At 68.7% G+C, this 21,236-nt stretch carries 21 protein-coding genes; 10 read left to right on the top strand and 11 right to left on the bottom strand.

Going from position 1 to position 21,236, the window contains the following annotated elements; genetic code table 11:
• Positions 1 to 4: 4 nt before the first annotated feature.
• The 9 genes from HDA39_RS18895 to HDA39_RS18855 all read right to left on the bottom strand — a co-directional run bounded on the left by HDA39_RS18895 (position 5) and on the right by HDA39_RS18855 (position 8,525).
• Positions 5 to 1,111: a condensation domain-containing protein gene (locus tag HDA39_RS18895; RefSeq protein ID WP_184796779.1), complete on the bottom strand. Its 1,107-nt coding sequence runs from the start codon at positions 1,109 to 1,111 to the stop codon at positions 5 to 7.
• Complete coding sequence (locus HDA39_RS18890; RefSeq protein ID WP_184796777.1) at positions 1,108 to 2,133, bottom strand: hypothetical protein; 1,026 nt, start codon at positions 2,131 to 2,133, stop codon at positions 1,108 to 1,110. Before HDA39_RS18890 ends, HDA39_RS18895 begins: the two co-directional genes overlap by 4 nt.
• Positions 2,130 to 3,014 (bottom strand): phosphotransferase, encoded by an 885-nt coding sequence (locus tag HDA39_RS18885; protein ID WP_202893047.1) that lies wholly within the window; start codon positions 3,012 to 3,014, stop codon positions 2,130 to 2,132. Before HDA39_RS18885 ends, HDA39_RS18890 begins: the two co-directional genes overlap by 4 nt.
• Positions 3,011 to 3,964: a Gfo/Idh/MocA family protein gene (locus HDA39_RS18880; protein ID WP_184796775.1), complete on the bottom strand. Its 954-nt coding sequence runs from the start codon at positions 3,962 to 3,964 to the stop codon at positions 3,011 to 3,013. Before HDA39_RS18880 ends, HDA39_RS18885 begins: the two co-directional genes overlap by 4 nt.
• Positions 3,954 to 5,147, bottom strand: coding sequence for an ATP-grasp domain-containing protein (locus HDA39_RS18875; RefSeq protein ID WP_184796773.1), 1,194 nt, complete (start codon positions 5,145 to 5,147; stop codon positions 3,954 to 3,956). Before HDA39_RS18875 ends, HDA39_RS18880 begins: the two co-directional genes overlap by 11 nt.
• Positions 5,144 to 5,407: an acyl carrier protein gene (locus HDA39_RS18870; protein ID WP_184796771.1), complete on the bottom strand. Its 264-nt coding sequence runs from the start codon at positions 5,405 to 5,407 to the stop codon at positions 5,144 to 5,146. The genes HDA39_RS18875 and HDA39_RS18870 overlap by 4 nt, the downstream gene beginning before the upstream one ends.
• 2 nt (positions 5,408 to 5,409) lie before the next feature.
• On the bottom strand, positions 5,410 to 6,585 hold the full coding sequence (locus HDA39_RS18865; protein WP_184796770.1) for a radical SAM protein: 1,176 nt from the start codon (positions 6,583 to 6,585) through the stop codon (positions 5,410 to 5,412).
• Entirely contained in the window at positions 6,585 to 7,799 is a 1,215-nt protein-coding gene (locus HDA39_RS18860; protein WP_184796768.1) for an MFS transporter, read from the bottom strand. The genes HDA39_RS18865 and HDA39_RS18860 overlap by 1 nt, the downstream gene beginning before the upstream one ends.
• Before the next feature lie 123 nt (positions 7,800 to 7,922).
• On the bottom strand, positions 7,923 to 8,525 hold the full coding sequence (locus tag HDA39_RS18855) for a TetR/AcrR family transcriptional regulator (RefSeq protein ID WP_184796766.1): 603 nt from the start codon (positions 8,523 to 8,525) through the stop codon (positions 7,923 to 7,925).
• Positions 8,526 to 8,630: 105 nt separating this feature from the next.
• On the opposite strand from HDA39_RS18855, the gene HDA39_RS18850 reads away from it, so the two are divergent.
• The 8 genes from HDA39_RS18850 (at position 8,631) to HDA39_RS18815 (ending at position 17,846) form a co-directional block, all read left to right on the top strand.
• Entirely contained in the window at positions 8,631 to 9,626 is a 996-nt protein-coding gene (locus HDA39_RS18850) for a hypothetical protein (protein WP_184796764.1), read from the top strand.
• Positions 9,627 to 9,724: 98 nt separating this feature from the next.
• A complete protein-coding gene (locus HDA39_RS18845; RefSeq protein WP_238356090.1) occupies positions 9,725 to 11,119 on the top strand; it encodes an extracellular solute-binding protein in 1,395 nt (464 codons plus the stop codon).
• 117 nt (positions 11,120 to 11,236) lie between these two features.
• On the top strand, positions 11,237 to 12,082 hold the full coding sequence (locus tag HDA39_RS18840) for a carbohydrate ABC transporter permease (RefSeq protein WP_238356089.1): 846 nt from the start codon (positions 11,237 to 11,239) through the stop codon (positions 12,080 to 12,082).
• Positions 12,079 to 12,906: a carbohydrate ABC transporter permease gene (locus HDA39_RS18835; RefSeq protein WP_184796757.1), complete on the top strand. Its 828-nt coding sequence runs from the start codon at positions 12,079 to 12,081 to the stop codon at positions 12,904 to 12,906. Before HDA39_RS18840 ends, HDA39_RS18835 begins: the two co-directional genes overlap by 4 nt.
• A 15-nt stretch (positions 12,907 to 12,921) precedes the next feature.
• Positions 12,922 to 14,190, top strand: coding sequence for a M16 family metallopeptidase (locus HDA39_RS18830; RefSeq protein ID WP_184796755.1), 1,269 nt, complete (start codon positions 12,922 to 12,924; stop codon positions 14,188 to 14,190).
• Positions 14,187 to 15,530 (top strand): M16 family metallopeptidase, encoded by a 1,344-nt coding sequence (locus HDA39_RS18825; RefSeq protein ID WP_184796753.1) that lies wholly within the window; start codon positions 14,187 to 14,189, stop codon positions 15,528 to 15,530. The genes HDA39_RS18830 and HDA39_RS18825 overlap by 4 nt, the downstream gene beginning before the upstream one ends.
• Before the next feature lie 52 nt (positions 15,531 to 15,582).
• Positions 15,583 to 15,978: a DUF4190 domain-containing protein gene (locus HDA39_RS18820; RefSeq protein ID WP_184796751.1), complete on the top strand. Its 396-nt coding sequence runs from the start codon at positions 15,583 to 15,585 to the stop codon at positions 15,976 to 15,978.
• A gap of 176 nt (positions 15,979 to 16,154) precedes the next feature.
• On the top strand, positions 16,155 to 17,846 hold the full coding sequence (locus tag HDA39_RS18815; RefSeq protein WP_184796749.1) for a S8 family serine peptidase: 1,692 nt from the start codon (positions 16,155 to 16,157) through the stop codon (positions 17,844 to 17,846).
• A 199-nt stretch (positions 17,847 to 18,045) separates the two neighbouring features.
• On the opposite strand, the gene HDA39_RS18810 is transcribed toward HDA39_RS18815, so the two are convergent.
• Positions 18,046 to 18,471 (bottom strand): CBS domain-containing protein, encoded by a 426-nt coding sequence (locus HDA39_RS18810; RefSeq protein WP_184796747.1) that lies wholly within the window; start codon positions 18,469 to 18,471, stop codon positions 18,046 to 18,048.
• A gap of 270 nt (positions 18,472 to 18,741) precedes the next feature.
• On the opposite strand from HDA39_RS18810, the gene HDA39_RS18805 reads away from it, so the two are divergent.
• Positions 18,742 to 18,987, top strand: coding sequence for a hypothetical protein (locus tag HDA39_RS18805; protein WP_184796745.1), 246 nt, complete (start codon positions 18,742 to 18,744; stop codon positions 18,985 to 18,987).
• Between the two features lie 60 nt (positions 18,988 to 19,047).
• Complete coding sequence (locus HDA39_RS18800; protein ID WP_184796743.1) at positions 19,048 to 19,710, top strand: hypothetical protein; 663 nt, start codon at positions 19,048 to 19,050, stop codon at positions 19,708 to 19,710.
• 7 nt (positions 19,711 to 19,717) lie between these two features.
• Here the strand turns inward: HDA39_RS18800 and HDA39_RS18795 are convergent, their stop codons facing one another.
• Positions 19,718 to 21,154, bottom strand: coding sequence for a sulfatase family protein (locus HDA39_RS18795; protein ID WP_184796741.1), 1,437 nt, complete (start codon positions 21,152 to 21,154; stop codon positions 19,718 to 19,720).
• Positions 21,155 to 21,236: the final 82 nt, after the last annotated feature.

Genomic DNA, 21,236 nt, shown 5'->3' with positions numbered 1-21,236 from the left:
AGGCCTACCCCAGCAGGTAGGCGCGGAATCCGCCGGTCAGCGAACTCACCAGCGGCTCGGTCCAGTCCGTGCCGTCCCCACTGAAGTGTCCGGTCAGTACGCCGTCCGTCGTGGGTCGCACCCGGATCGCCAGCGCGTCCGCCAGACCGGTGTCCTTCGGACCGGCCGCCCCGACCACCTCGGCCTTCACCGGCCCGAAGGAGTACGCCCCCGGCCACTGCTGCGGCACGTACTCGAAGAACGGCGTCCGCGCCGGCACCTCCACCGACAGGATCGGGAAGCGCGCGTACCGGCTGCAGCCGACCACTGCGTCCCGCATGGCCGGTACGTCGGCCGCCAGCGAGCCCGTCGAGCGCGGGACGGCCAGCACCGACGGGACGATGCAGGGGCCGAGCACCCGCTGCCAGGCCGGGCGGTCGCGCTTGCTGAACAGGGTGTTGAAGACGAGCGTGTCGCCGTCGCCGGGGTTCATGGCTGCGCTCAGCGCAGCCAGGAGGGTGACGAGCGGAGTGCTGCGGTGCTCGCGGGTGAGCTGCTCGACCCGGGAGACCTCGAGCGGCGAGAGGAGGTCGCTGCGGTAGGCGAAGGGCGAGCCGGCCGAAGGGGACACGGCGGAGGCGGCAGGGGACGGCTGTGGGCAGACCTTGGCGTCGGTGACCCGGCTCCGCCACCAGTCGCTCGCTGGAGAAGCAGTGCGGTCGAGCTGAGCAGCCTCGTCACGGATGTAGTCGGCGAACTGCACAGCAGGCGGCAGCTCTTCACCGGAGTACAGGGCAGCCAGCTCACTCAGGGCCAGCCAGAGAGTGGCCGGGTCGGACACCAGGTGATGCAGGTGCAACGTCAGGTGGTCACCGGAGAGCTGCAGCCGGACAGGAGCATCCGCAGGCACCGGGACGTGCAGCGCGGACTCAGAGACGAGTTCCAGCGAGGCCCCGGCATTCAGTACGTCGTGCCGTCGCTGCAGTTCCCCGAACGCCGACGCCAGCCGGTCGGCGTCCAGCTCGCCGTCCAGGGCGAGCATGGCGTTCATGGTGAACCAGGGTCCCAGGGCGAAGCCGGGTCTGCGGGCGTCCAGCTCCAGGGCGAAGGTCTGCCAGAGAGACGTCTTCACAGCAGCTCCTTCGAGTAGTCCGGTACGTCGGCGGTGAGCAGAGCGGCGTGCAGTTCCTCCAGCACCTCCACTGCGAAGTCCTTGCGCTGCCAGTCCTCGAAGGAGATGCCGTAGCCCAGCGAGATCCACAGGTCCGCGTTGCGCTGCTCGTGCGCGCCGAAAGGCTCCAGCAGGACCAGCGGTGTGGCTGACCAGAGTGAGTCGAGCAGGGTGCCGCCGCCGGGCTTGCTGACCGACGCCAGTGCCTGCCGGCACAGGTCGAACGAGCCGTGATGGCCGGTGCGTTGGACGGGCTGTGCGCCTGCCGGTCCGAACGGCGGGTAGCCGTCGTCGAGCCACGGGTGCCAGTCGGGGTCGATCATGAAGTACCGGACGCCATCACCCGACAGGTCGCGCTGCTCGTAGGCGACGACGTCCAGGGCGAAGCCGGCGTCCACCAGTTCGGTGGCGCGCTCGCGGTAGGTGCCCATGCCCCAGCCGCCGCCGTGGACGAGCAGGCGGTGGTCCCGGGAAGTCCACGGCACTGGAGCGTCGCGGGTCACGGGGATGCTGCAGGGCACTAGGCCGCCGGCCGCATCGGCCAGCCACACGTGCCGCACCGGCAGCTCGACAGACCCGGCTTTGTCGAACGACGGTGACTGCACTGAGTCGACGTGGCAGATGTCCACCGGGACAGGGCCGTGAGCGTCGACGTACTGCTCGAGCAGGGCCAGCCAGAAGCCGGAGAAGACGACGAACCGGGTGACGCCGCGCTGCTGCCAATCGGTGAAGAGGCGGTCGACTGCTGCGGAGTCGGTGGCTACGGCGGCATTGCGGGCGAGCTTCTGGCCGGCCAAAGCGACGCGGAAGTCGCGGTGGAAGGCTTGCTTGGAACGAGCCGTCGTCTCCAAGGTCTCGGGGCGCATCAGGCTTTCCAGTACACGGACCTGCGCCGTACCGCCTTGCTCGCGGATCCGGTCGGCCAGCAACAACCCCGGCACGTGAACTCCCAGTGCGACTCCTGAGGTGAGGATCTCGATCACAGGGCCGCCAGCTCCTTGGCCAGGTGCCGCTGGATCAGCTTCAGCATCCCCTCGTCGTTGTCGCCGCGCGGCGTGCGCTCGACCAGCATGATCAGGTACAGGTACACCCGGTACAGCGACAGCCGCTCGCGGTCGATGTCCGCGCCGTACCCGGCCAGCAGTTCGTCGTCCATCGAGCCGAACAGCGTCAGCGAGACGAACTCCGCGACCGGATCACCCCAGAACGCGCGCTCCCCGTCGACCAGCCCGCTGATCCGGCCGCCGTCGACCAGGAGGTTGCCGTCCCACAGATCGAAGTGGATCAGCCGCGGCGTCCGGACCGTGTTCAGCAGCTCGAAGCGGTCCAGTGCCAGGTGCCGCGTCACGCCCGTTGGCAGTTCGACGCCGTACCTCTCGGCATCGGCCAGTACGTCGTCCAGCATCCGCTGGAACGCGACCGCCCACGTCGACACCAGCCCACGCTGCGGATACCCGAACCCGTCGGCACCGACCACCTCGTGCAGGCTCCGCACGATCGTGCCCAGCTCCCGCCGGTACGACGCGCGCTCGGTGGCCGGGAGCCCCAGCATCGTTGTCCCCGGCAACGAGGTCATCAGCAGCGACTCGGCGTCGGCGTACACGACCTCCGGCACCGGCGCCTTGCCACGGGCGGCGTGGTAGAACGCGGTCTCGGTCCGGATCAGGGCCTGCTCGTGGGAGAGCCCGGGCGAGGAAGGATCCGGCGCGACCTTGAGGACGAGCTGCCGTTCGCCGACGGTCAGCCGGTAGACCGTGTTGTAGGTGCCCTCGGTCAGCTCCTCGTGGGCGCTCAGCGCGTGCGGCGCGATCCCGGCGCGGTCGAGCACCGCGTGGATCGCGGCGAGATCGATCTGTCGCTTCACCCGTTCTCCCTTCGGGACAAGGCGTCGGCGGAGATCGCCTCCATCAGCTCGATCCGCGGCCAGGCAGCCGCCAGATCGTCGTCCTCGCAGTCGAGGATCCTGGCGAGCTGGTGCTCGTAGTACGCGGTCGGCGGGAACCCGATCACCTCACGCTCACCGGCGGTCGTCGTGACGACGAGGTTCAGCGGTACGGCGCCCAGCACCGGGCGGAGGAAGTTGCGCAGCTTCACCGTCGCGTCCCCGAAGACGAACAGGTGCTCGGCAACGTGCTCCGCACCGACCGCGCAGGTCATCGTCGCCTCCGCACCCGAGGCCCAGCGCAACGACGCCTCGAAGTCGCGGTCGACACCGTTCGGTCCGTCGAAGGTCGAGCGGCCCTCGTACGCCGTGGGGCCGAGCCCGATCGTTGCCTGCAGCGCCTGAAGCCAGTAGCTGGCGCAGTCGTAGAAGATGCCGCCGCCGAGTTCGGGACGGTCGCGGTAACCGCCGGGCTTGGGGACGGCGAAGGTCATCCGGGTCCGCACAGACTGCAGCGGGCCGTAACGACCGTCCTGAACGAAGTCCCGGACAGTGGATTGCCACGGGTGTCCGGCGGTGGCGACGGCTTCGAAGACGCGGGTGTGCTCGGCGGCGAAGGCGAGCTCCTCGGCCTCGGCCGCCGTCAGGCAGAGCGGCTTCTCGACGATCACGTCCTTGCCGGCGACCGCCGCGCGGACGGCCCAGCGGTGGTGGGCGGAGTTGTGCAGGGAGATGTAGACAGCGTCGATCGCCGGGTCGGCGAGCAGGGCCGAGTAGTTCTCGTAGACCAGCGGGATGTCGTACCGGCCGGCGAACTCCTTGGCCCGCACGGGATCACTGGCGGCCACCGCGCGGACGTCGACGCCGGGCTTGCCCAGCATCGTCCGGACGGCGATTCCGGTGGCGCCGATCAGGCCTATCTCAAGCGGCATCGGTCATCCCTCGTGGGGTCAGACCGGCCGCGGTGACCGCGGCCAGCAGGCGGTGCTGCCAGCTGGGGAGCCGGCCGTCCGGGCAGAAGATCGCGACGTGCACGCGACCGCCGGGCGCGGTCAGGTGGGTGCCGTTGAGAACCATCGCGCCGGGCCGGTCGCCGGTACTCAACAGGCCTTTCAGAGCGTGCAGGAGATCGCGGATTCCGTGGCCTGGTGCGACGTTCAGCTCGAGTTGCCACAGATGGGCGGTGAGGTCGTCGGACCGCCGGTTCAGGTGCAGGGCGAGCAGGCCGAGGGACTGGCGGGCGTTGATCTCCAGGACCGGTACGACGGAGTCGTCGTCGAGGACCATCGCGTCGATGCCGACCGGACCCCAGTAGCCGGCGGTGTGCAGGGCGGCGACGACTTCGGTCAGCGAGTCGGCGTACCAGCCTTCGTCGATGAGGGCGGTGGGTGCGGGGGAGGAGCCGTAGTGGCGGAAGCCCTTGTTGGTCATCTGCTGGAGGCCGAGGAAGTCCCAGGTGCCGTCGCGGGCCAGCTCCACATGGCCGGAGAAGTCGTGCTTCTTCGGGTACTTCGGTTGGACGATCAGCTCGACGCGTCTGTCGGGTTGTTTGCGGAGGACGCGTTCGATGGCGCGGAGGACGCCGGGGGTCGGCACTTCGAGGAGGGAACGGCCCGAGACGCCGTACGGGTCCTTGACGAGAACCGGGAAGTCGGTGACGGCGGCAACGAGTTCGTCGGCGGAGCGGACGACCTGGCCGGCGCCGGGGAGGCCTAGCTCGACGACCAGGTTGTTGGACCAGGTTTTGGAGTTGACCTGGGCGACTACTTCGGGGGTGGGCAGGGAAGGAAACGGGGCGAGGACTGCGTAGGGGGCGACTACTTGGTTGTCGAGCGGGGGGAGGAATTGTTCGACGGGACCTGGGCCGGGGTGGTCGACGGACTGGTGGTCGAAGGAGGTGCCGTAGCCGGCGAGAACCCCTTCGAAGACAGGCTGCCGGGTGATCAGCAGATCGCCTGGCGTGCAGAAGCCGGCCAGGAGTTCGTCCATCGTGGCGACGGCGGGATCGCCGCTGCCGGCCGACGGCAGCACGGCCAGGTCGTCGGGCCGCCACCAGGACTCCGCGTCGAAGGTGCCGAAGCGGATCCGGCGGCGGCCGGCGTACGGGGCGGTCATGGGGCTTCTTGCGCCAATCGGGCCACGAAGCCGCTGAACTGGCGGACCGAGCGCAGGTCGTCCAACTGCAGTTGCGGGTAGTCCAGCTCGAGGTCGAACTCGTCCTCGATCGCGAGCAGGAACGTGATCGTCTGCAGCGAGTCCAGCCCGTACTGCTCGACCAGGTCGGCGTCGGGCCCGATCTCGGCGGCGGTGGTGCCGTTGTCCAGGACGGTGGCCAGGACGACCTTCACGCGGTCCTCGATGACAGTGGTGGACATGGTCAGACTCCGTTCAGGTACAGGAGGATGCACTTCGAGCAGACCGGCATCATGCCGTTCTCGGACATGATCCGGCGGACCTCGCGGAACGACGTGCTCTGCCACAGTTCGTTCACCGGCTGGTCGTACAGGTTGCCGACCACGAACTCGGGGAAGAACTTGCACGAGCTGACCGCGCCGTCGGCGTGCACCTCCATCCGGTTCGACACCGCGAGGCACTTGCTGCGGTGCTGCGCCGGCCGGGAGGTGCCGAGGATGAAGTCGGTGACCTCGTCGTCCTCGAGCTGCGGCTGGTAGCGCAGCCGGACGTTCCAGGCCCGCGACGCGAGCCGCGCCATCGAGTCGCGCAGCGCGGGCAGCTCTTCCTCGGGGAGCTGGTAGGTGTAGCTGTGCCAGGTCGGCTTCTTGGTGTCCGTGCTCGGGTTCAGCCAGGAGAACGTCTTCTCGTACAGGCGGTCCATCGACTCGGCGACCTCGGGACTGATGTACCAGGGGAACTGGAAGTAGACCGTGTTCACACCGAGTTCCTCGGCCCACTCCATGAACTCGTACATCTTGTGCACGGTGACGTGGCTGACCATGCAGGACAGCGACAGCTCGCCGTCCCACTGCCCCGAGCGCTTGAGGTCCAGCATCAGCTGGATGTTCTCCATCGTGCGCTTGAAGGTGCCGCGGCCGCGCAGCGCCTCGTGGTCCTCGCCGAGACCGTCCAGGCTGACCAGCAGGTTGAGGTTCTCGCCGATCCGCAGCAGGTCGTCCAGCTTGCGCTTGAACAGCAGGCCGTTGGTGCACATGTTGACCGTCCGCGGGTACTGCTCCAGCAGCGCGGCGACCTGGTCGAACTTGGTGTGCATCAGCGGCTCGCCGCCCCACAGGAACAGCTTCGAGCGCACCGGCGCCGTGGTCCGCAGGACGTCCTCGACCACCGCCAGGTCCAGCTCGGTCTTCTGCTTGGCCGCGCTGAAGTCGCGGAAGAAGCCCTGCTCGTTCCACTGGTAGCAGTGGGTGCAGCGCAGGTTGCAGCGGTACGTGAGCTGCAGGCTGACCTCCTGCGGCAGCGGTGCGGCGTACGACGGGTCCGCGAGCAGGTTGCGCCGCGCTTTGGAGCGGATCGACACGGTGTGCTTGATGTCGGCGAACTCTTTGGTGTTCAGCGTGCGGGTGGTGGTGGGACGCATCAGACCTCCTGGTGGGTGGCTGTGGCGACAAGCAGTGCGCTGGCTCCGGCGATCACACCTCCCGTCGCGAGGACGAGGACCAGACCGGTCGCCGCACCGAGCTGTGCGCTCAGTACGCCGCCGGTCAGGCCGCCGGTGATCGCGCCGAGCGGCACGGTGGACGAGGTGAGCGTGCGAGCTGTGGCGTGCACCGTGCTCTGCAGAGCGGCCGGTGTGACCTCTTGGCGGACGCTGGTGGTCACGACGTTCCACACCGGCAGCCAGACCGAGGCGCAGATCCGGATCAGCACCAGTGCGAGCGCCGGAGCGCTCAGCAGGCAGAGCGGAACGGCCAGCCAGCACAGGGCTTCCACGCCGGTGAGCACCAGCGTTCGCCGTACGCCGATGGTCGTGGCCAGTCTGTTCGCGACGAAGGCGCCCAGCAGTCCGCCGACTGAGCCGGCCGCGATCAGCAGCCCGCCGGCCAGGCTGGACAGGCCTAGGACCCGGTACGCGAACAGCAGCAGGACGGCGTCGACCATGCCCGAGCCGAAGCTGCGGATCGCGGCCGCGCAGACCAGTCGGCGGAGCAGCGGGTGCTGCCAGACGAAGGTGAAGCCGGTGCGGATCCGGTGGGGGAGTGGTTCGCGGATCGGCTCGGGTGGGGGCTCGACGGTCTGGATCCGGGTGCGGCCGAAGGCGGAAGCCAGGAAGGGGAACGCGCAGAGCAGCAGACCGGCGTACGGGCTGGTGGTGCGGAGCAGGAGGCCGCCGAGGGCCGGTCCGACGAGCTTGGACAGGCTGTCGGAACTCTGGAGCTTGGCGTTGGCGCCGACCAGGTCGCGGGAGCCGACCAGCGCGGGCAGGTAGGACTGGCCGGCGATGTCGACGAAGACCATCGCGGCTCCGGCGACGGCGACCACGACACACAGCTGCGGGACGCTGACCCAGCCGGCCAGTGCGGCGAGCGGGACGCTGGCGAACGCGGCGAAGCGCAGCAGTTCGCCGGCGATCATCACGCGGCGGCGGGGGACGTGCGCGAGCGCGGCTCCGGCGACCAGGCCGAGTGCGGGGTAGGCGAACCAGCCGAGCGCGGCCAGGACACCGACCTGCGCTTCGCTCGCGTCGAGCGTGAGGATCGCGATCGTCGGTACGGCGAACCCGGTCAGCCGGTCCCCGACGAAGCTCGCCGTCTGGCTGCCCCAGTACCACGGCAGGCCGGTCCGCGCGCGCACGGCCGGTGTGGTTGTTCGCCCCACAGAACCCCTAAATTCAAAGCTTGAAATAAGAGTTCAGTCAACTTAACCGGGTGAGCGCCACGACTCAAGCCCTCTGTCACCAAGTGGTCACTGAAGGTGCTAGGAGTTCGAGCCGAGCAGCGCGTCGAGGCCGGCGGAGTAGGTCTGGGGACTCACGTCGCCGAGCAGCAGGCGCTGGAGGATGAAGCCGGGCAGCATGCCGAACAGCACCTGGGCGACATGCTCGGGGTCGACGTCGGACGGGAGTGTGCCGTCGGCCTGGGCGCGGCGGGCGACCGTCGCGTAGTGGGTGCGCAGGATCGTGTACTTCTCCCTGGCGATCGTGGCGATCGCCGGGTTGTGCACCGCCTCGGCCCACGCCTGCAGCCCGACCCGGGTCACGTCGCCGTCGTGCCGTTCGGCGACCGTCACCACGTGCTCCAGCACCCGCCGCATCACCGCGGCCAGGGAGAGCGGCTCGTCGGTCGACAGGATGCCTTCGAAGAGCTCGTCGACCGTGCTGAGCGCCTGGTCGGCGATCGCCGCGATGATCTCGTCCTTGCTCTTGAAGTAGCCGTAGACCGCGCCCGCGGACAGGCCGGACTCGCGGATCACGTCGGCCATGGTCGCCTTGTGGAAGCCGTGCTCGGCGACGCAGTGCAGGGCCGCCCCGACGATCTGCTCGCGGCGGGCGAGACGGTGCTCGGCGGTGACCTTGGGCATACCGCGAACATAAAACGAATGTCCGTTCTTGACAACTTGCCTCGATCGGGACCAGGCTCGGAGACGATAAAGAACGGTCATTCGTTTTCAGGGGAGTGCTTACTGATGTCAACACCCACCACCGCCGAACGCCGGCGTCCTCCGGTGGCGGTCGTCGTCGCCGGACTCACCGTCTTGCTGACGGTCCTCCTGGTCGCGTTCGCCTGGCCGGCCGCCCGGTCCGAGCCCAGGGACATCCCGCTCGCCGTCGCCGGACCGCAGTCGGCGGTCGGGCAGGTCGCCGCCGCGCTGGAGCAGGCGATGCCCGGTGGCTTCGCGATCGAGCCGGTCGCCGACCGGGAGACCGCCGTGCAGGCGATCAAGGACCGTGACGTGTACGGCGCGATCGTGCTGGACCAGGCGGCACCCGAGGTGCTGACCGCGTCGGCCGCCGGCCCGGTGGTGGCCCAGTTGCTCACCCAGGTCGCGGGCAAGCTGGCGGCGCAGAACCCGGCCGCCGCACCGAAGGTGACCGATGTCGTCCCCTTGCCCGCCGACGATCCGCGGGGTGCGGGCCTGGCGGCGGGCGCGCTACCGCTGGTCCTGGGCGGGATCCTCGCGGCCGCGATGCTGACGAACTTCGCGAAGGCAGGCGCGACCCGCGTCGTCGGCGCGGTGACCTTCGCCGCGACGGGTGCGCTCGCGCTGACCGCCGTACTGCAGTTCTGGCTCGGCTCGTTCGAGGGCAGCTACTGGGCCAACGCGGGCGTGATCGCGATGTCGATCGGAGCGATCAGCCTGACCCTGCTGGGCCTGGAGTGGTTGCTCGGTACGGCGGGACTCGGGCTGGGTGCCGCGACGATGATGCTGCTCGGCAACCCGCTGTCCGGTCTGACCAGCGCACCGGAGATGCTGCCGAGCGGCTGGGGAACGCTCGGCCAGTTCCTCCCGCCGGGAGCCGCCGGTACGGCGTTGCGCTCGGTGAGCTTCTTCGACGGAGCGGGGGCCGGGCAGTCGCTGCTGGTGCTGGCAGGATGGTTGCTGGTGGGTTTGGTGCTGTGTGGACTCGGTGCGGCTCGAATGCCCCTCACGACTAGGACAACGTTGTCTGTCAACCATTGACTTGATTGGCCTGCGCCTCCTACCGTCACGGAAAGCCCACGGGGTTTGAGCGGTGGTACCGGGATGACAACGATTGCCCGAAGGTGGACGTGATGGTCATGAAAAACGGTTTCAAGACGGCGGGTGTCCTCGCCGTCGGCGCACTCCTGCTGGGGGTCTCGGCCTGCAGTCAGGGATCGACGACCAAGACGCCGGAAGCAGGCGGTTCCAGCTCCGGCCCGGCGAACATCAAGATCGCCTACCAGCAGTGGGGCCCCGGCACGGTGATGAAGAACTTCCTCACCGGCGCCAAGGCCGAGTACGAGGCGGCCAACCCCGGCTCGAAGGTCGAGATCGTGCCGATCGTGGCCAGCGAGAACGACTACTACACCAAGCTCCAGCTGATGATGCGCTCGGCCAACACCGCGCCGGACATCGTCTACGAGGACACCTTCCTGATCAACTCCGACATCACCGCGGGCTACCTGAAGCCGCTGGACGACTACATCAAGGACTGGTCGGACTGGGGTCAGTTCCAGGACACCGCCAAGGGCGCGGCCAAGGGCCAGGACGGCAAGACGTACGGCGTACCGGACGGCACGGACACCCGGGCCCTTTGGTACAACAAGGAAATCTTCGCCAAGGCCGGCCTGCCCGCGGACTGGCAGCCGAAGAACTGGGACGAGGTGCTCACCGCGGCCCGCGCGATCAAGCAGAAGGTACCCGGCGTCATCCCGCTGAACGTCTACTCGGGCAAGCCGATGGGTGAGGCGTCCGCGATGCAGGGCCTGGAGATGCTGCTCTACGGCACCAAGGACACCCTCTACAACTTCGACCAGCAGAAGTGGGTCGTCGGCAGCCAGGGCTTCAAGGACTCGCTGAACTTCGTCAAGACGATCTTCGACGAGGGCATCGCGCCGCAGCCCAAGCAGTCCCTGGACCCGAACTGGGGCAACAAGGTCGGCAGCGACCTGCTCCCGAACGGCAAGCTGGCGATCGCGCTGGACGGCTCGTGGCTCTACAACAACTGGCAGAAGACCGGCGCCAAGCCGTGGCCGCAGTGGTCCGAGGTGCTCGGCCAGACCGCGATGCCGACGCAGGACGGCGGCGGCAAGGGCAAGGTCAGCCTCTCCGGCGGCTGGACCTGGGCGATCCCGGCCAAGTCGAAGTCCCCGGACGCCGCCTGGAACTTCATCAAGACCCTGCAGACGCAGAAGAACGCGACCAAGTACGCCACCGACGGTGCGCAGATCGCGGTCCGCAAGGACGTCGCCGCGGACGAGGGCTACAAGACCTCGGCCAAGTCCACGCAGTTCTTCACCGACCTGGTGGCGGTGACCGTGTACCGGCCGGCGCTGCCGGAGTACCCGAAGGTCTCCAACGAGATCATCACCGCGATGGAAGCGGTGATGACGAAGCAGTCGTCGCCGGACGAGGCGGCCAAGAACTACGACGAAGCCGTCGAGAGCATCGTCAGTAAGGACAAGACGACCACCCAGAGTCAAGGTCAGTAAGACCTCCCCTGACGAAGGACTGCTCCTGTGACTGTTGCTACCACGGCAGCAGCCCCCGCTCCGACCGGTCTCCCGACCGGCCGGAACGGGCGGCCGCGCGCCGTTCAAGTGGTGAAGATGTTGCCGTTGGCCCCGGCCATCGGGCTGATGGTGGTCTTCCTGGCCGGCCCGATCATCTACTGCGTGTACGCCGCGTTCACGAACATGGCGCTCACCGGGACCGGTGCCAACAACGTGCAGTTCGTCGGCCTGGACAACTTCCGCAAGGCCTTCGGCAGCAGCGCGTTCACCAACTCGATCTGGCTCACGCTGGTGTTCACGCTGATCTCCGCGATCATCGGCCAGAACACCCTCGGGCTCGGTCTGGCGCTGCTGATGCGGCGCTCGACCAAGCTGGTCCGCAACTTCGTCGGTACCGCCGTGATCGGCGCGTGGGTGCTGCCCGAGGTGGTCGCGGCGTACCTGCTCAGCGCGTTCTTCAACGACGAGGGCACGCTGAACGTGATCCTGCACAAGGTCGGGCTGCCCGGCCAGGACTGGTTGTACGCGGCACCGATCATCGCCGTCTCGATCGCGAACATCTGGCGCGGTACGGCGTTCTCGATGCTGGTCTACTCCGCGGCGCTCAGCGAGGTGCCGAAGGAGATCGAGGAGTCGGCCGAGATGGACGGCGCGGCCGGGCTGCGCCGGCTGATCTGGGTGACGCTGCCGATGATCAGCCGCGCGATCATGACCAACCTGATGCTGATCACGCTGCAGACGCTGAGCGTCTTCGGCCTGATCTACGCGATGACCCGCGGCGGGCCCGGCACCAAGAGCCAGACGCTGCCGCTGTACATGTACGAGCAGGCGTTCAGCTTCTCCCAGATCGGCTACGGCACCGCGATCGCCCTGGTGATGCTGGCGATCGGCGCGGTCTTCTCGCTGATCTACCTGCGTGGGTTGAACTCGGAGGCCGCATGATCGCCCGGGACCGCGTCAGCAAGCTCACCTCGAACCTGGTGCTGCTGGCGATCGGTGTGCTGTTCGTCCTGCCGTTGCTGTGGGTGCTGTTCGCCTCGATCAACCGGACGGCGGGGTTGCGGGTCGAGTTCCCGACCGACCCGACGCTGGGCAACTTCAAGGCGGTGCTGAACACCGACACGACGTACCGGCCGGTGCTCAACGGCATCGTGCTGTGCGGTGGCGCGGCCCTGCTCACGATGATCTGCGCGGTGCTGGCGGCGTACCCGCTGTCGCGCTTCAAGACCCGCTTCAACCGGCCTTTCCTGCTGACCGTGCTGTTCTGCACCGGGCTGCCGATCACCGCGGTGATGGTCCCGGTCTACGGGCTGTTCGTGCAGCTCAACCTGGTCGACACCCTCGGCGGCACGATCATGTTCATGGCCACCAGCTCGCTGCCGTTCGCGATCTGGCTGACCAAGACGTTCATGGACGGCGTCCCGATCTCGCTCGAGGAGGCGGCCTGGGTCGACGGCGCCGGCAACATGCAGGCGCTGCGCCGCATCGTGCTCCCGCTGATGTGGCCCGGGATCGCCGTCGTACTGATCTTCACCTTCATCGGCATGTGGGGAAACTTCTTCGTCCCGTTCATGCTGCTGCTGTCGCCGGAACGGCTGCCCGCCTCGGTCAGCATCTTCACGTTCTTCGGCCAGTACGGCGAACCGAACTACGGCCAGCTGGCGGCGTACTCGCTGATCTACACCTTCCCGGTCCTGATGCTCTATCTCCTGCTGAGCAGAAAACTGGGCGGCGCGTTCGCCCTGGGCGGAGCGATCAAGGGCTGAGGGTAAGTTGTCCGTATGCCGCTGACGTATCCGCTCGCTGAGCAGACTCTGGACAACGGGTTGCGCGTGGTTGTGAGTATCGACCGCGCGGTGCCGATCGTCGCCGTGAACCTCTGGTACGACGTGGGGTCGCGGCACGAGCCGCCGGGCCTGACCGGGTTCGCGCACCTCTTCGAGCACCTGATGTTCCAGGGGTCGCGGAACGTGAAGTCCGGGGACCACTTCGGGCTGCTGGAGTCGGCGGGGGCGAGCCTGAACGCCTCCACCTTCTTCGACCGGACCAACTACTTCGAGTCGTTGCCGAGCGGCGGTCTCGACCTCGCGCTGTGGCTCGAGGCGGACCGGATGGGCTACCTGCTCGACGCGGTGAACCAGGAGAACCTGGACAACCAGCGCGACGTCGTGAAGGAGGAGAAGCGGCAGAGCTACGACAACCGCCCGTACGGCGACTCGTACGAGCGGCTGGTCCGGCTCGCCTTCCCGCAGGGCCACCCGTACGGGCACATGACGATCGGGTCGATGGAAGACCTCGACGCCGCGTCGGTCGAGGACGTGCACGCCTTCTTCCGCAAGTACTACGGCCCGAACAACGCGGTTCTCACGATCGTCGGCGACGTCAACGAAGAGGACACGTTCGCGGCGGTCAAGCGGTACTTCGGCCACCTGCCGGCGATCCCGCAGCCGCCGCCCGCGCCGGACGGGACGATCGGCGCGATGCAGGGGGTCGCCCGCGACGACGTCGTCGAGGACGTGCCGTCGGACCTGATCACGATGATGTTCCGGCTGCCCGTCGACGGGACGCCCGAGCTCGACGCCGCGGCGCTCGCGCTCGACGTCCTGGCCGCCGGACAGAGCGGCCGGCTGAACCGGCGGCTGGTCCGCGACGAGCAGATCGCGCAGTCGGTGTCCGGTGGGGCGCTGCCGCTGATCGGTGGGGTGTCGTTCGGGACGCTGACCGGGATCGCGTCGGACGGTGTCGACCTGCAGAAGGTCGAGGACGCGCTGCTCGAGGAGGTGGAGAAGCTCGCGGCCGACGGGATCACCGAGGACGAGCTGGCCACCGTGCAGGCCCAGGCCGAGCGCGACTGGCTGGAGCAGCTGGCGACCTGTTCGGGGCGGGCGGACGAGATCTCCCACCACACGTTGCTGTTCGGCGAGCCGAACCGGATCAACACCCGGATCGACGAGCTCCGCGCGGTGACGGTCGAGCAGGTCCAGCAGGCGGCGGAGCAGTGGATCAGAGCCAACGGCCGTGTCCAGGTGACGTACAGGAAGAACAAATGACCCAGAGTCTCACCACACCCCCCGTCGTCGCGCCGCCGAGGCCGTGGACGTTCCCGGCCTCCACGACCACCAGCACCCGCGCCGGGACTCCGGTGCACGTGTTCGACCGGCCCGGTCAGTACGTCGCGACCGTGCGGGTGACGATCGCGCTGCCGCTGTTCGCCGAGCCGCGTGAGCTCGAAGGCGTCGCGACGATCATGTCCCGCACGCTCGACGAGGGCACCGAGCTGCACTCGGCCAACGACTTCGCGGCGGCGCTCGAGCGCCACGGCGCGGCGTACGGTGTCGACGTCAGCTCGGACGCGCTGCACGTCGAGATCTCGGTCCCGACCTCGCAGCTGGCGCCCGCGGTGAAGCTGCTCGCGGAGGCGGTCACCCGGCCCGCGTTCAACACCGCCGACGTCGGCCGGCACGTGACGATCCGGCTCGGCGAGATCAACCAGGAGCGCGCCAACGCCGGGTACCGCGCCCGTGAGGCGTTCGCCGCGCACCTGTTCGACCCGAGCATGCGCCGCTCCCGTCCGACCGCGGGCCGGCCGGACACGATCCGCCCGCTGACCAACGTCGAGGTCGCCCAGTTCTACCGCGACAACGTCGGTCCGGCCCGCGCCCAGATCCTGTTCGCCGGCGACGCGACCGGCGTCGACGTGGCCGCTGTCGTCGACGACGCGTTCGGCGACTGGACGTCTTCCGCGGGGCCCGCGCTGGAGACCCCGGAGCCGCTGTACGTCCTGGGCGAGTGGATCGTGCTGGTCGACCGGCCCGGCTCGGTGCAGAGCCAGCTGCTGATCGGCTGCCCAGGTCCGGACCGTCGCGAGGACATCTGGGGCGCGGCCGCGGTCGCGAACCACGTCGTCGGCGGCACCATCACCTCGCGCGTCGACACCGTGCTGCGGGAGGAGAAGGGCTACACCTACGGCACCCGGTCGAGCTTCACCGCGCCGCGCAAGGGCGGCACGTTCAGCCTCGGCGGGTCGGTGCGGACCGAGGTGACGGGCGCCGCGATCACCGACGCGCTGCGGATCCTGCGCGAGGCCCGCGACGGGCTGACCGACAAGGAGGTCGGGGAGTCCAAGGACAACCTGATCCGGACCGCGCCGCTGCGCTACGAGCAGGCCGACTCGATCGCCCAGCAGGTCGGCAGCAACATCGCCGCCGGCGTACCGCTGGACTTCGCCGACACCTACCTGGCCCAGATCGCCGCGACCACCGCCGAGGTCGCCACCGAGGCGTACCGCCGGTACGTGGGAACCAACGGGCTGCTGGTGGTCGTCGTAGGGGAAGCCAAGGATGTTCGCGACCAGCTCACCGGACTGGGCGACGTGACGGAACTGAGCTGAAGGACTGGCATCCTCTGCTCAGGACCACTCGGCCCTGAGCAGAGGAGCAGCCATGTCGTTCAACGAGCGACCCCAGGACCAGCCGCCGCCGTACGGGCAGCACCAGCAGCAGGGGTACGGCAACTACCCGCTGCAGCCGGGCTTTCCCGACCAGCCGGCGTACGGCGTACTGCGCGACAACTCCAACGCGACGATCGCGCTGGTGCTCGGGCTGCTGCCGTTCATCACCGGGCTGCTGATCCTGTCGCCGTTCGCGTGGTGGAAGGGCAACCAGGCGATCGACGAGATCGACGCGGCGCCGGGCGTCTACAACAACCGCGGGATGGCCGTCGGCGGCCGGATCGCGGGGATCATCGGAACGGTTCTGCTGATTCTGTGCATCCTGGCCGCGCTCGCGATGGTGCTGCTGTTCGTGGTCTTCGCGTCGTCGTCGACGTCCTCCGGCTGAACGCCACCGTCGACACCTCACAAGTACCGGCCCCCGGTCGGTGGTCGGTACTTGGTTGGCTGACGGGTAGTTCAGTGGTTTGTTTGGAAAAGATGACAACGTCGGCCCCCTCCCGGAGTCCGCACGGCTGATTTACGTTGTGGCCGTCACACTCACTTCAGGGAGGGGATCCGCTCGTGAGAGACGTCCGCAGATCGTTGTACGCGGCATCGGGTGCGTTCGCACTGGTCGCCGCCGGCCTGGCCGTTCCGGTGGTCGCCGGGGCCCAGGCGCAAGGCGGCAGCACCGAGTACCTGGTGCTGGTCGAGCAGGGGGCCGACCGGGCCCAGGCGCTGGCCGCGGTGAAGGCGGCCGGCGGCGAGGTGGTCAAGGAGAACGCCAACCTGGGCACGATCACCGTGCGGGCGGCGTCGTCCGGATTCGCCAGTCAGGTGTCGGCCTCGGGCGCGGTCGAGGGCGCGACCCGGAGCCGGCCGATCGGCCAGCTGCCGCGGGCCAAGCCGGCCCAGATCGAGCAGGAGAACCGCGGCCAGGGCGCGAAGTCGAAGTCGGCGGCCAAGGGCTCCAAGAGCCTGGACCCGCTGGACGCCCAGCTGTGGGGCCTGAAGATGGTCCGCTCGGACCTGGCCCGCAAGGTGCAGCCCGGCAAGAAGCAGGTCAAGGTCGGCGTCCTGGACTCCGGGATCGACGCCCGCAACCCGGACATCGCGCCGAACTTCGACTGGAAGCTGTCCCGCAACTTCGCCTCCGACCTGCCCGAGATCGACGGGCCGTGCGAGTTCCGCGGCTGTGTCGACCCGGTCGGCTGGGACGACTCCGGCCACGGCACCCACGTGGCCGGCACGATCGGTGCCGCGGTCAACGGTCTCGGCGTCTCCGGCGTCGCGCCGAACGTGTCGCTGGTCGAGATCCGCGGTGGCCAGGACAGCGGCTTCGTCTTCCTCGGCCCGGTGCTCGACGCCCTGACGTACGCCGGTGACGTCGGCCTCGACGTGGTCAACATGTCCTTCTACGTCGACCCGTGGCTGTACAACTGCACGAACAACCCGGCCGACAGCCCGGAGGCCCAGCTCGAGCAGCGGACCACGATCCGGGCGATGCAGCGCGCGCTGAACTACGCGCACAAGAAGGACGTCACGCTGGTCGGGTCGCTCGGCAACAACCACGAGGACCTGGGCAAGCCGCGCACCGACATCAGCAGCCCGGACTTCGGCGACGTCCCGCCGTACCCGCGGCCGATCGACAACGCGACCTGCGTCGACCTGCCGGTCGAGGGGGCGCACGTGATCGGCGTGTCCGCGCTGGGCCCGTCGTCCAAGAAGGCGGACTACTCCAACTACGGTGTCGAGCAGGCCGAGGTGTCGGCGCCGGGTGGCTGGTTCCGTGACTACTTCGGGACGCCGGACCACCGGGTGAACGAGAACCTGATCCTGTCGACGTACCCGGTCAACACGCTGCAGGCCGACGGCCTGGTCGATGCCGCGGGCAACATCACCCCGGCGGGTGTCACGGGCGGCGTGCAGAAGCAGTGCAAGCCGGGCGTGACGGACTACACCAAGTGCGGGTACTACAACTGGTTGCAGGGGACGTCGATGGCGTCGCCGCACGCGACCGGTGTGGCCGCGCTGATCGTCAGCGAGTACGGCAAGAAGGGCCGGGGCAACTCCTTCGGCCTGGACCCGGACCGGGTGCGCAACATCCTGCTCGGCTCGGCCCAGGAGCGGGCCTGCCCGAACCCGCCGCTGGTCTCGTACGCGAACGAGGGCCGTCCGGCCGAGTTCGACGCTTTGTGCGAGGGCAACCGGTCGTTCAACGGCTTCTACGGCCACGGCATCGTGGACGCCTGGGCCGCGGTGACGCGGTACTGAGCCGGTGACAAGGGCCCCGGTCGCGGCTGCGACCGGGGCTTCGTCTCGGACTCGAACTGAACAATGGTCAACGGGAAAGGTTTTGGGGCCGCCCGTTCTGGACTGAGGAGGGAGGGAGCGTAGCGACCGACCGACGAGGGAAGAACGGGCGACCAAGCCCCAAAACCCGCGGCGACGAAGTCGACGCCGACAGTAGAGTTCAGCCGGCGATGTAGTTGGAGAGTTGTTCTTTTTCGAACTCGAGCTCGCCGATGCGGGACTTGACCACGTCGCCGATGCTGACGATGCCGGTCAGGGTGTCGTCGACGACGACCGGGACGTGCCGGATCCTGCGGTCCGTCATCATCCGCATCAGGTTGTCGATCAGGTCGTCGGGGGTGCAGGTGTGCACCGGCGACGTCATGATCGCGCTGACCCGGACCTCGCCCGCGTCGGGAGTGCCGTTGAGGAGCCGGACCACGTCCCGTTCCGAGACGATGCCGGCCACGCTGGAGCCGTCCGGACTGACCACGAGCGCGCCGACGTTGTGCTCGGCGAGCAGCGCGAGCAGCTCGGTGACGGTGGCTTCGGGGGAGATGGTGACGACCTGGTTGCCTTTACCGCGCAGTACGTCGTTGATCTTCACGGAGCCTCCTGCTGGTTCGAGAGCCCAAGACCCCACGGTAGCGGTTCGGAGCCGTCTGCGGCAGGTCTGGGAGAACGCACGCGGTGACCACCAGCCGTCCCGCCCGCTGGAACCGAGGTCCGTTCAGTCACCCAGGGTGACAAGTAGGGTGGCCGAAAGTACGACGTGGCGGGTGGAGTTCGTTCGGGTGGTCGAGGTGGTGGGAGCGGGGGTGGACCTAGTTTCGAGGGGTCGGCTCCGGTGGGGAGCCGCTCGTGGGAAGGAACTGGGATGAACGAGAAGCGGGTGTGGCCGGAGGACGAGCCGTGGTGGCAGTCCACGCCGCGGAACCTGGGGACGGGGTACCTGTCGTGGGTGGCGGGTGGGGCGTTGCTGGTGTGGGGTGGGATGGAACTGCTCGGCGGGGGACTCCGGACCGGCCAGACGGTGCTGTTCGCGATCATCACGGTGTGTGGGATCGCGATGCTGTTCCAGTCGACCTACGGGATCCGGAAGCTGCGGCGACGGAGAAGCTGAGCTTTGGCCGGTTCGTGCAAGTCGCGACGCCGGGCGGCGGCGCGGGTGTCTGATGGGGCGATGGGACTGTTCTCGAGGAAGCGACGGGACGCGTTCGATCTGGGGGAGCTCGGGCTGCCGCGGGTGATGCCGGGGGTCGAGGAACGGCCGGCGGGCAACGTGGTCTGGCGGCTCAGTAGTTGCGACGACCTGGCGCGGTCGGCGGTGCCGATGTCGCCGTTCGTGATGGATGTGCAGGGTACGCCGACCGTGCTGGTCAAGCTCGCGGGGCTGACCGCGCGTGAGTCCGCTGAGCTGGCCAGGGCCGTCGCGGCGGGGGACAGCCTGCTGGTGGCGGCGTACCGGTCGTACCCGACGTACCCGGTGCTCGTGCTCGCGTTGTTCGTCTACGACTCGCCCAACGATCCACTTCGCTTCGAGGGCTATCGCGACCTCGCCACCGTCGACGTGCAGGACTTCGCCGCCGGTCTCGACCACACCGACGGCATCGGCCAGGTCCGCCTGTACGACGAGTCGGCGCAGCTGCTCGCCACCGGCCAGTTCGGGCTGCGCATGCCGCCGTTCAGCAGTACGTCGTTCCCGTACCGGTCGACCACCCAGGACCTCAACCGCCTCTGGGAGATCTGCAGGCTCGGCGCGGCCTGGTACCACTCGCTGCCGCCCGCCCGCCGCGACTTCGGCACCGCCGTCGACGCCTACATCAGCGCAGAGCCGCCACTCTGAGCTGGACTCACCAGGGACCCTCGCGGACCTGGCTCCTGTCCTCGGTGGCAACCAGTACGTCGAGCAGGAACTCCTGCAGACCGGTCCGGATCTGTTGGTGGTCTGCGGAGGCCCACAGGTTGTCCAGCTCCGCTGGGTCTTCGTGCAGGTCGTACAGCTCACCGGTCCGGGCCGTGCCGGTCGTCGGGTCGCCGTGCTGGACCACCAGCTTCCAATGGTCGCGGCGGAGCATCGTGAGGTGGACGGGGGTCTCGTACGGGTGGCCGCTGTTGCGGTACTCGCTCAGCGCCCAGCCCCGGCCCTGCCCGGTCCCGCGGGCGAGCGGCAGCAGGTCCATGCCTTGGTGACGCGGCTGGGCCGGTGTGCTGGTGGCAGCGAGGATCGTGCTGGACAGGTCGATCCACTGGACCAGCTCGGGGCAGCGCGTCCCCGCGGGCAGGTCGCCGTTCGGCCAGCGCATCAGCAGCGGAACGCGGACCGCCTGCTCGTACAGCATCGGACCCTTCAGCATCAGTTGGTGATCACCCAGCATTTCGCCGTGGTCGCTGGTGAAGATCACGACGGTGTCGTCGGCCAGCCCGGTGGCGTCGAGCGCCGCGAGGATCCGGCCGATCTCGTCGTCGACCAGTGTCACCATCGCGTAGTACGCCGCCTTGACCTGCTGCAGTTCCTCGTCCGAGTACGACGTGTAGCCGCGCGCGTGGCCGGCGTACGAGTGGTGGGAAGCCTCGGTCTGGACCGGCGGCTTGGTGGCCAGCTCGCCGGGCTGCGTGACGGGCCGGGTGAGATCGCGGTCGCGGTAGCGCGCGAGGTACTCCTCGGGGGCGCCGAAGCCGTGGTGCGGGTCGAAGAAGTTCGCGACGAAGAAGAACGGTTCGCCGTCGTGCCGGTCCCGGGTGAGGAAGTCGACGGTCTGGTCGCCGATCCAGCGGCTGTAGTGCGCCTCGGTGGGCAGGCTGTCGAAGTCGACCGGTGAGTTCTCGTCGAGCGCGGCCGTCAGCAGGTCGGGCCGGACCGTCCGCAGCCAGCGGTGGTACTCGTTCTCCGACGAGCCCGGGTACGGGTCGTGGGCCCAGCGGTAGACGCGGAAGCCGTCGTCCTGCCGGTGCTCCTCGCGGCCCCCGAAGCAGGAGCTCAGGTGGAACTTGCCGACCAGACCGCAGTCGTAGCCCGCGTCGGCGAGGGCACGGCTGAACAGGCGTTCCCCGGCAGGCAGACCGACACCGTTCGCCCACAGGCCGTGCGCGTGCACGTAGCGCCCGGTCATCAGACTGGCGCGCGACGGCGCGCAAACCGGGTTCTGCACGTAGCACTGATCGAACAGCACGCCCTGGTCCGCCAGGCGGTCCAGGTTGGGGGTGTCCACCTCGTCGTTGCCGTAAGCACCCAACGCGCTGAAGCGTTGCTGGTCGGTACAGAGCAGCAGGACGTTGGGGCGCGTCATGCCGGTCAGTCTGGGCAGGCCGCTCGGTGCCCGTCAAGGAGAAGTACGCTCGATCGCGGATCATCACCCCGCGACCTGAGGA

Origin of the sequence: Kribbella italica (assembly GCF_014205135.1) — a bacterium.
Classification (GTDB): Bacteria; Actinomycetota; Actinomycetes; order Propionibacteriales; family Kribbellaceae; genus Kribbella; species Kribbella italica.
The sequence above is the reverse complement of the archived record's forward strand: the minus strand, read 5'-3'. Positions and strand labels throughout refer to the sequence as shown.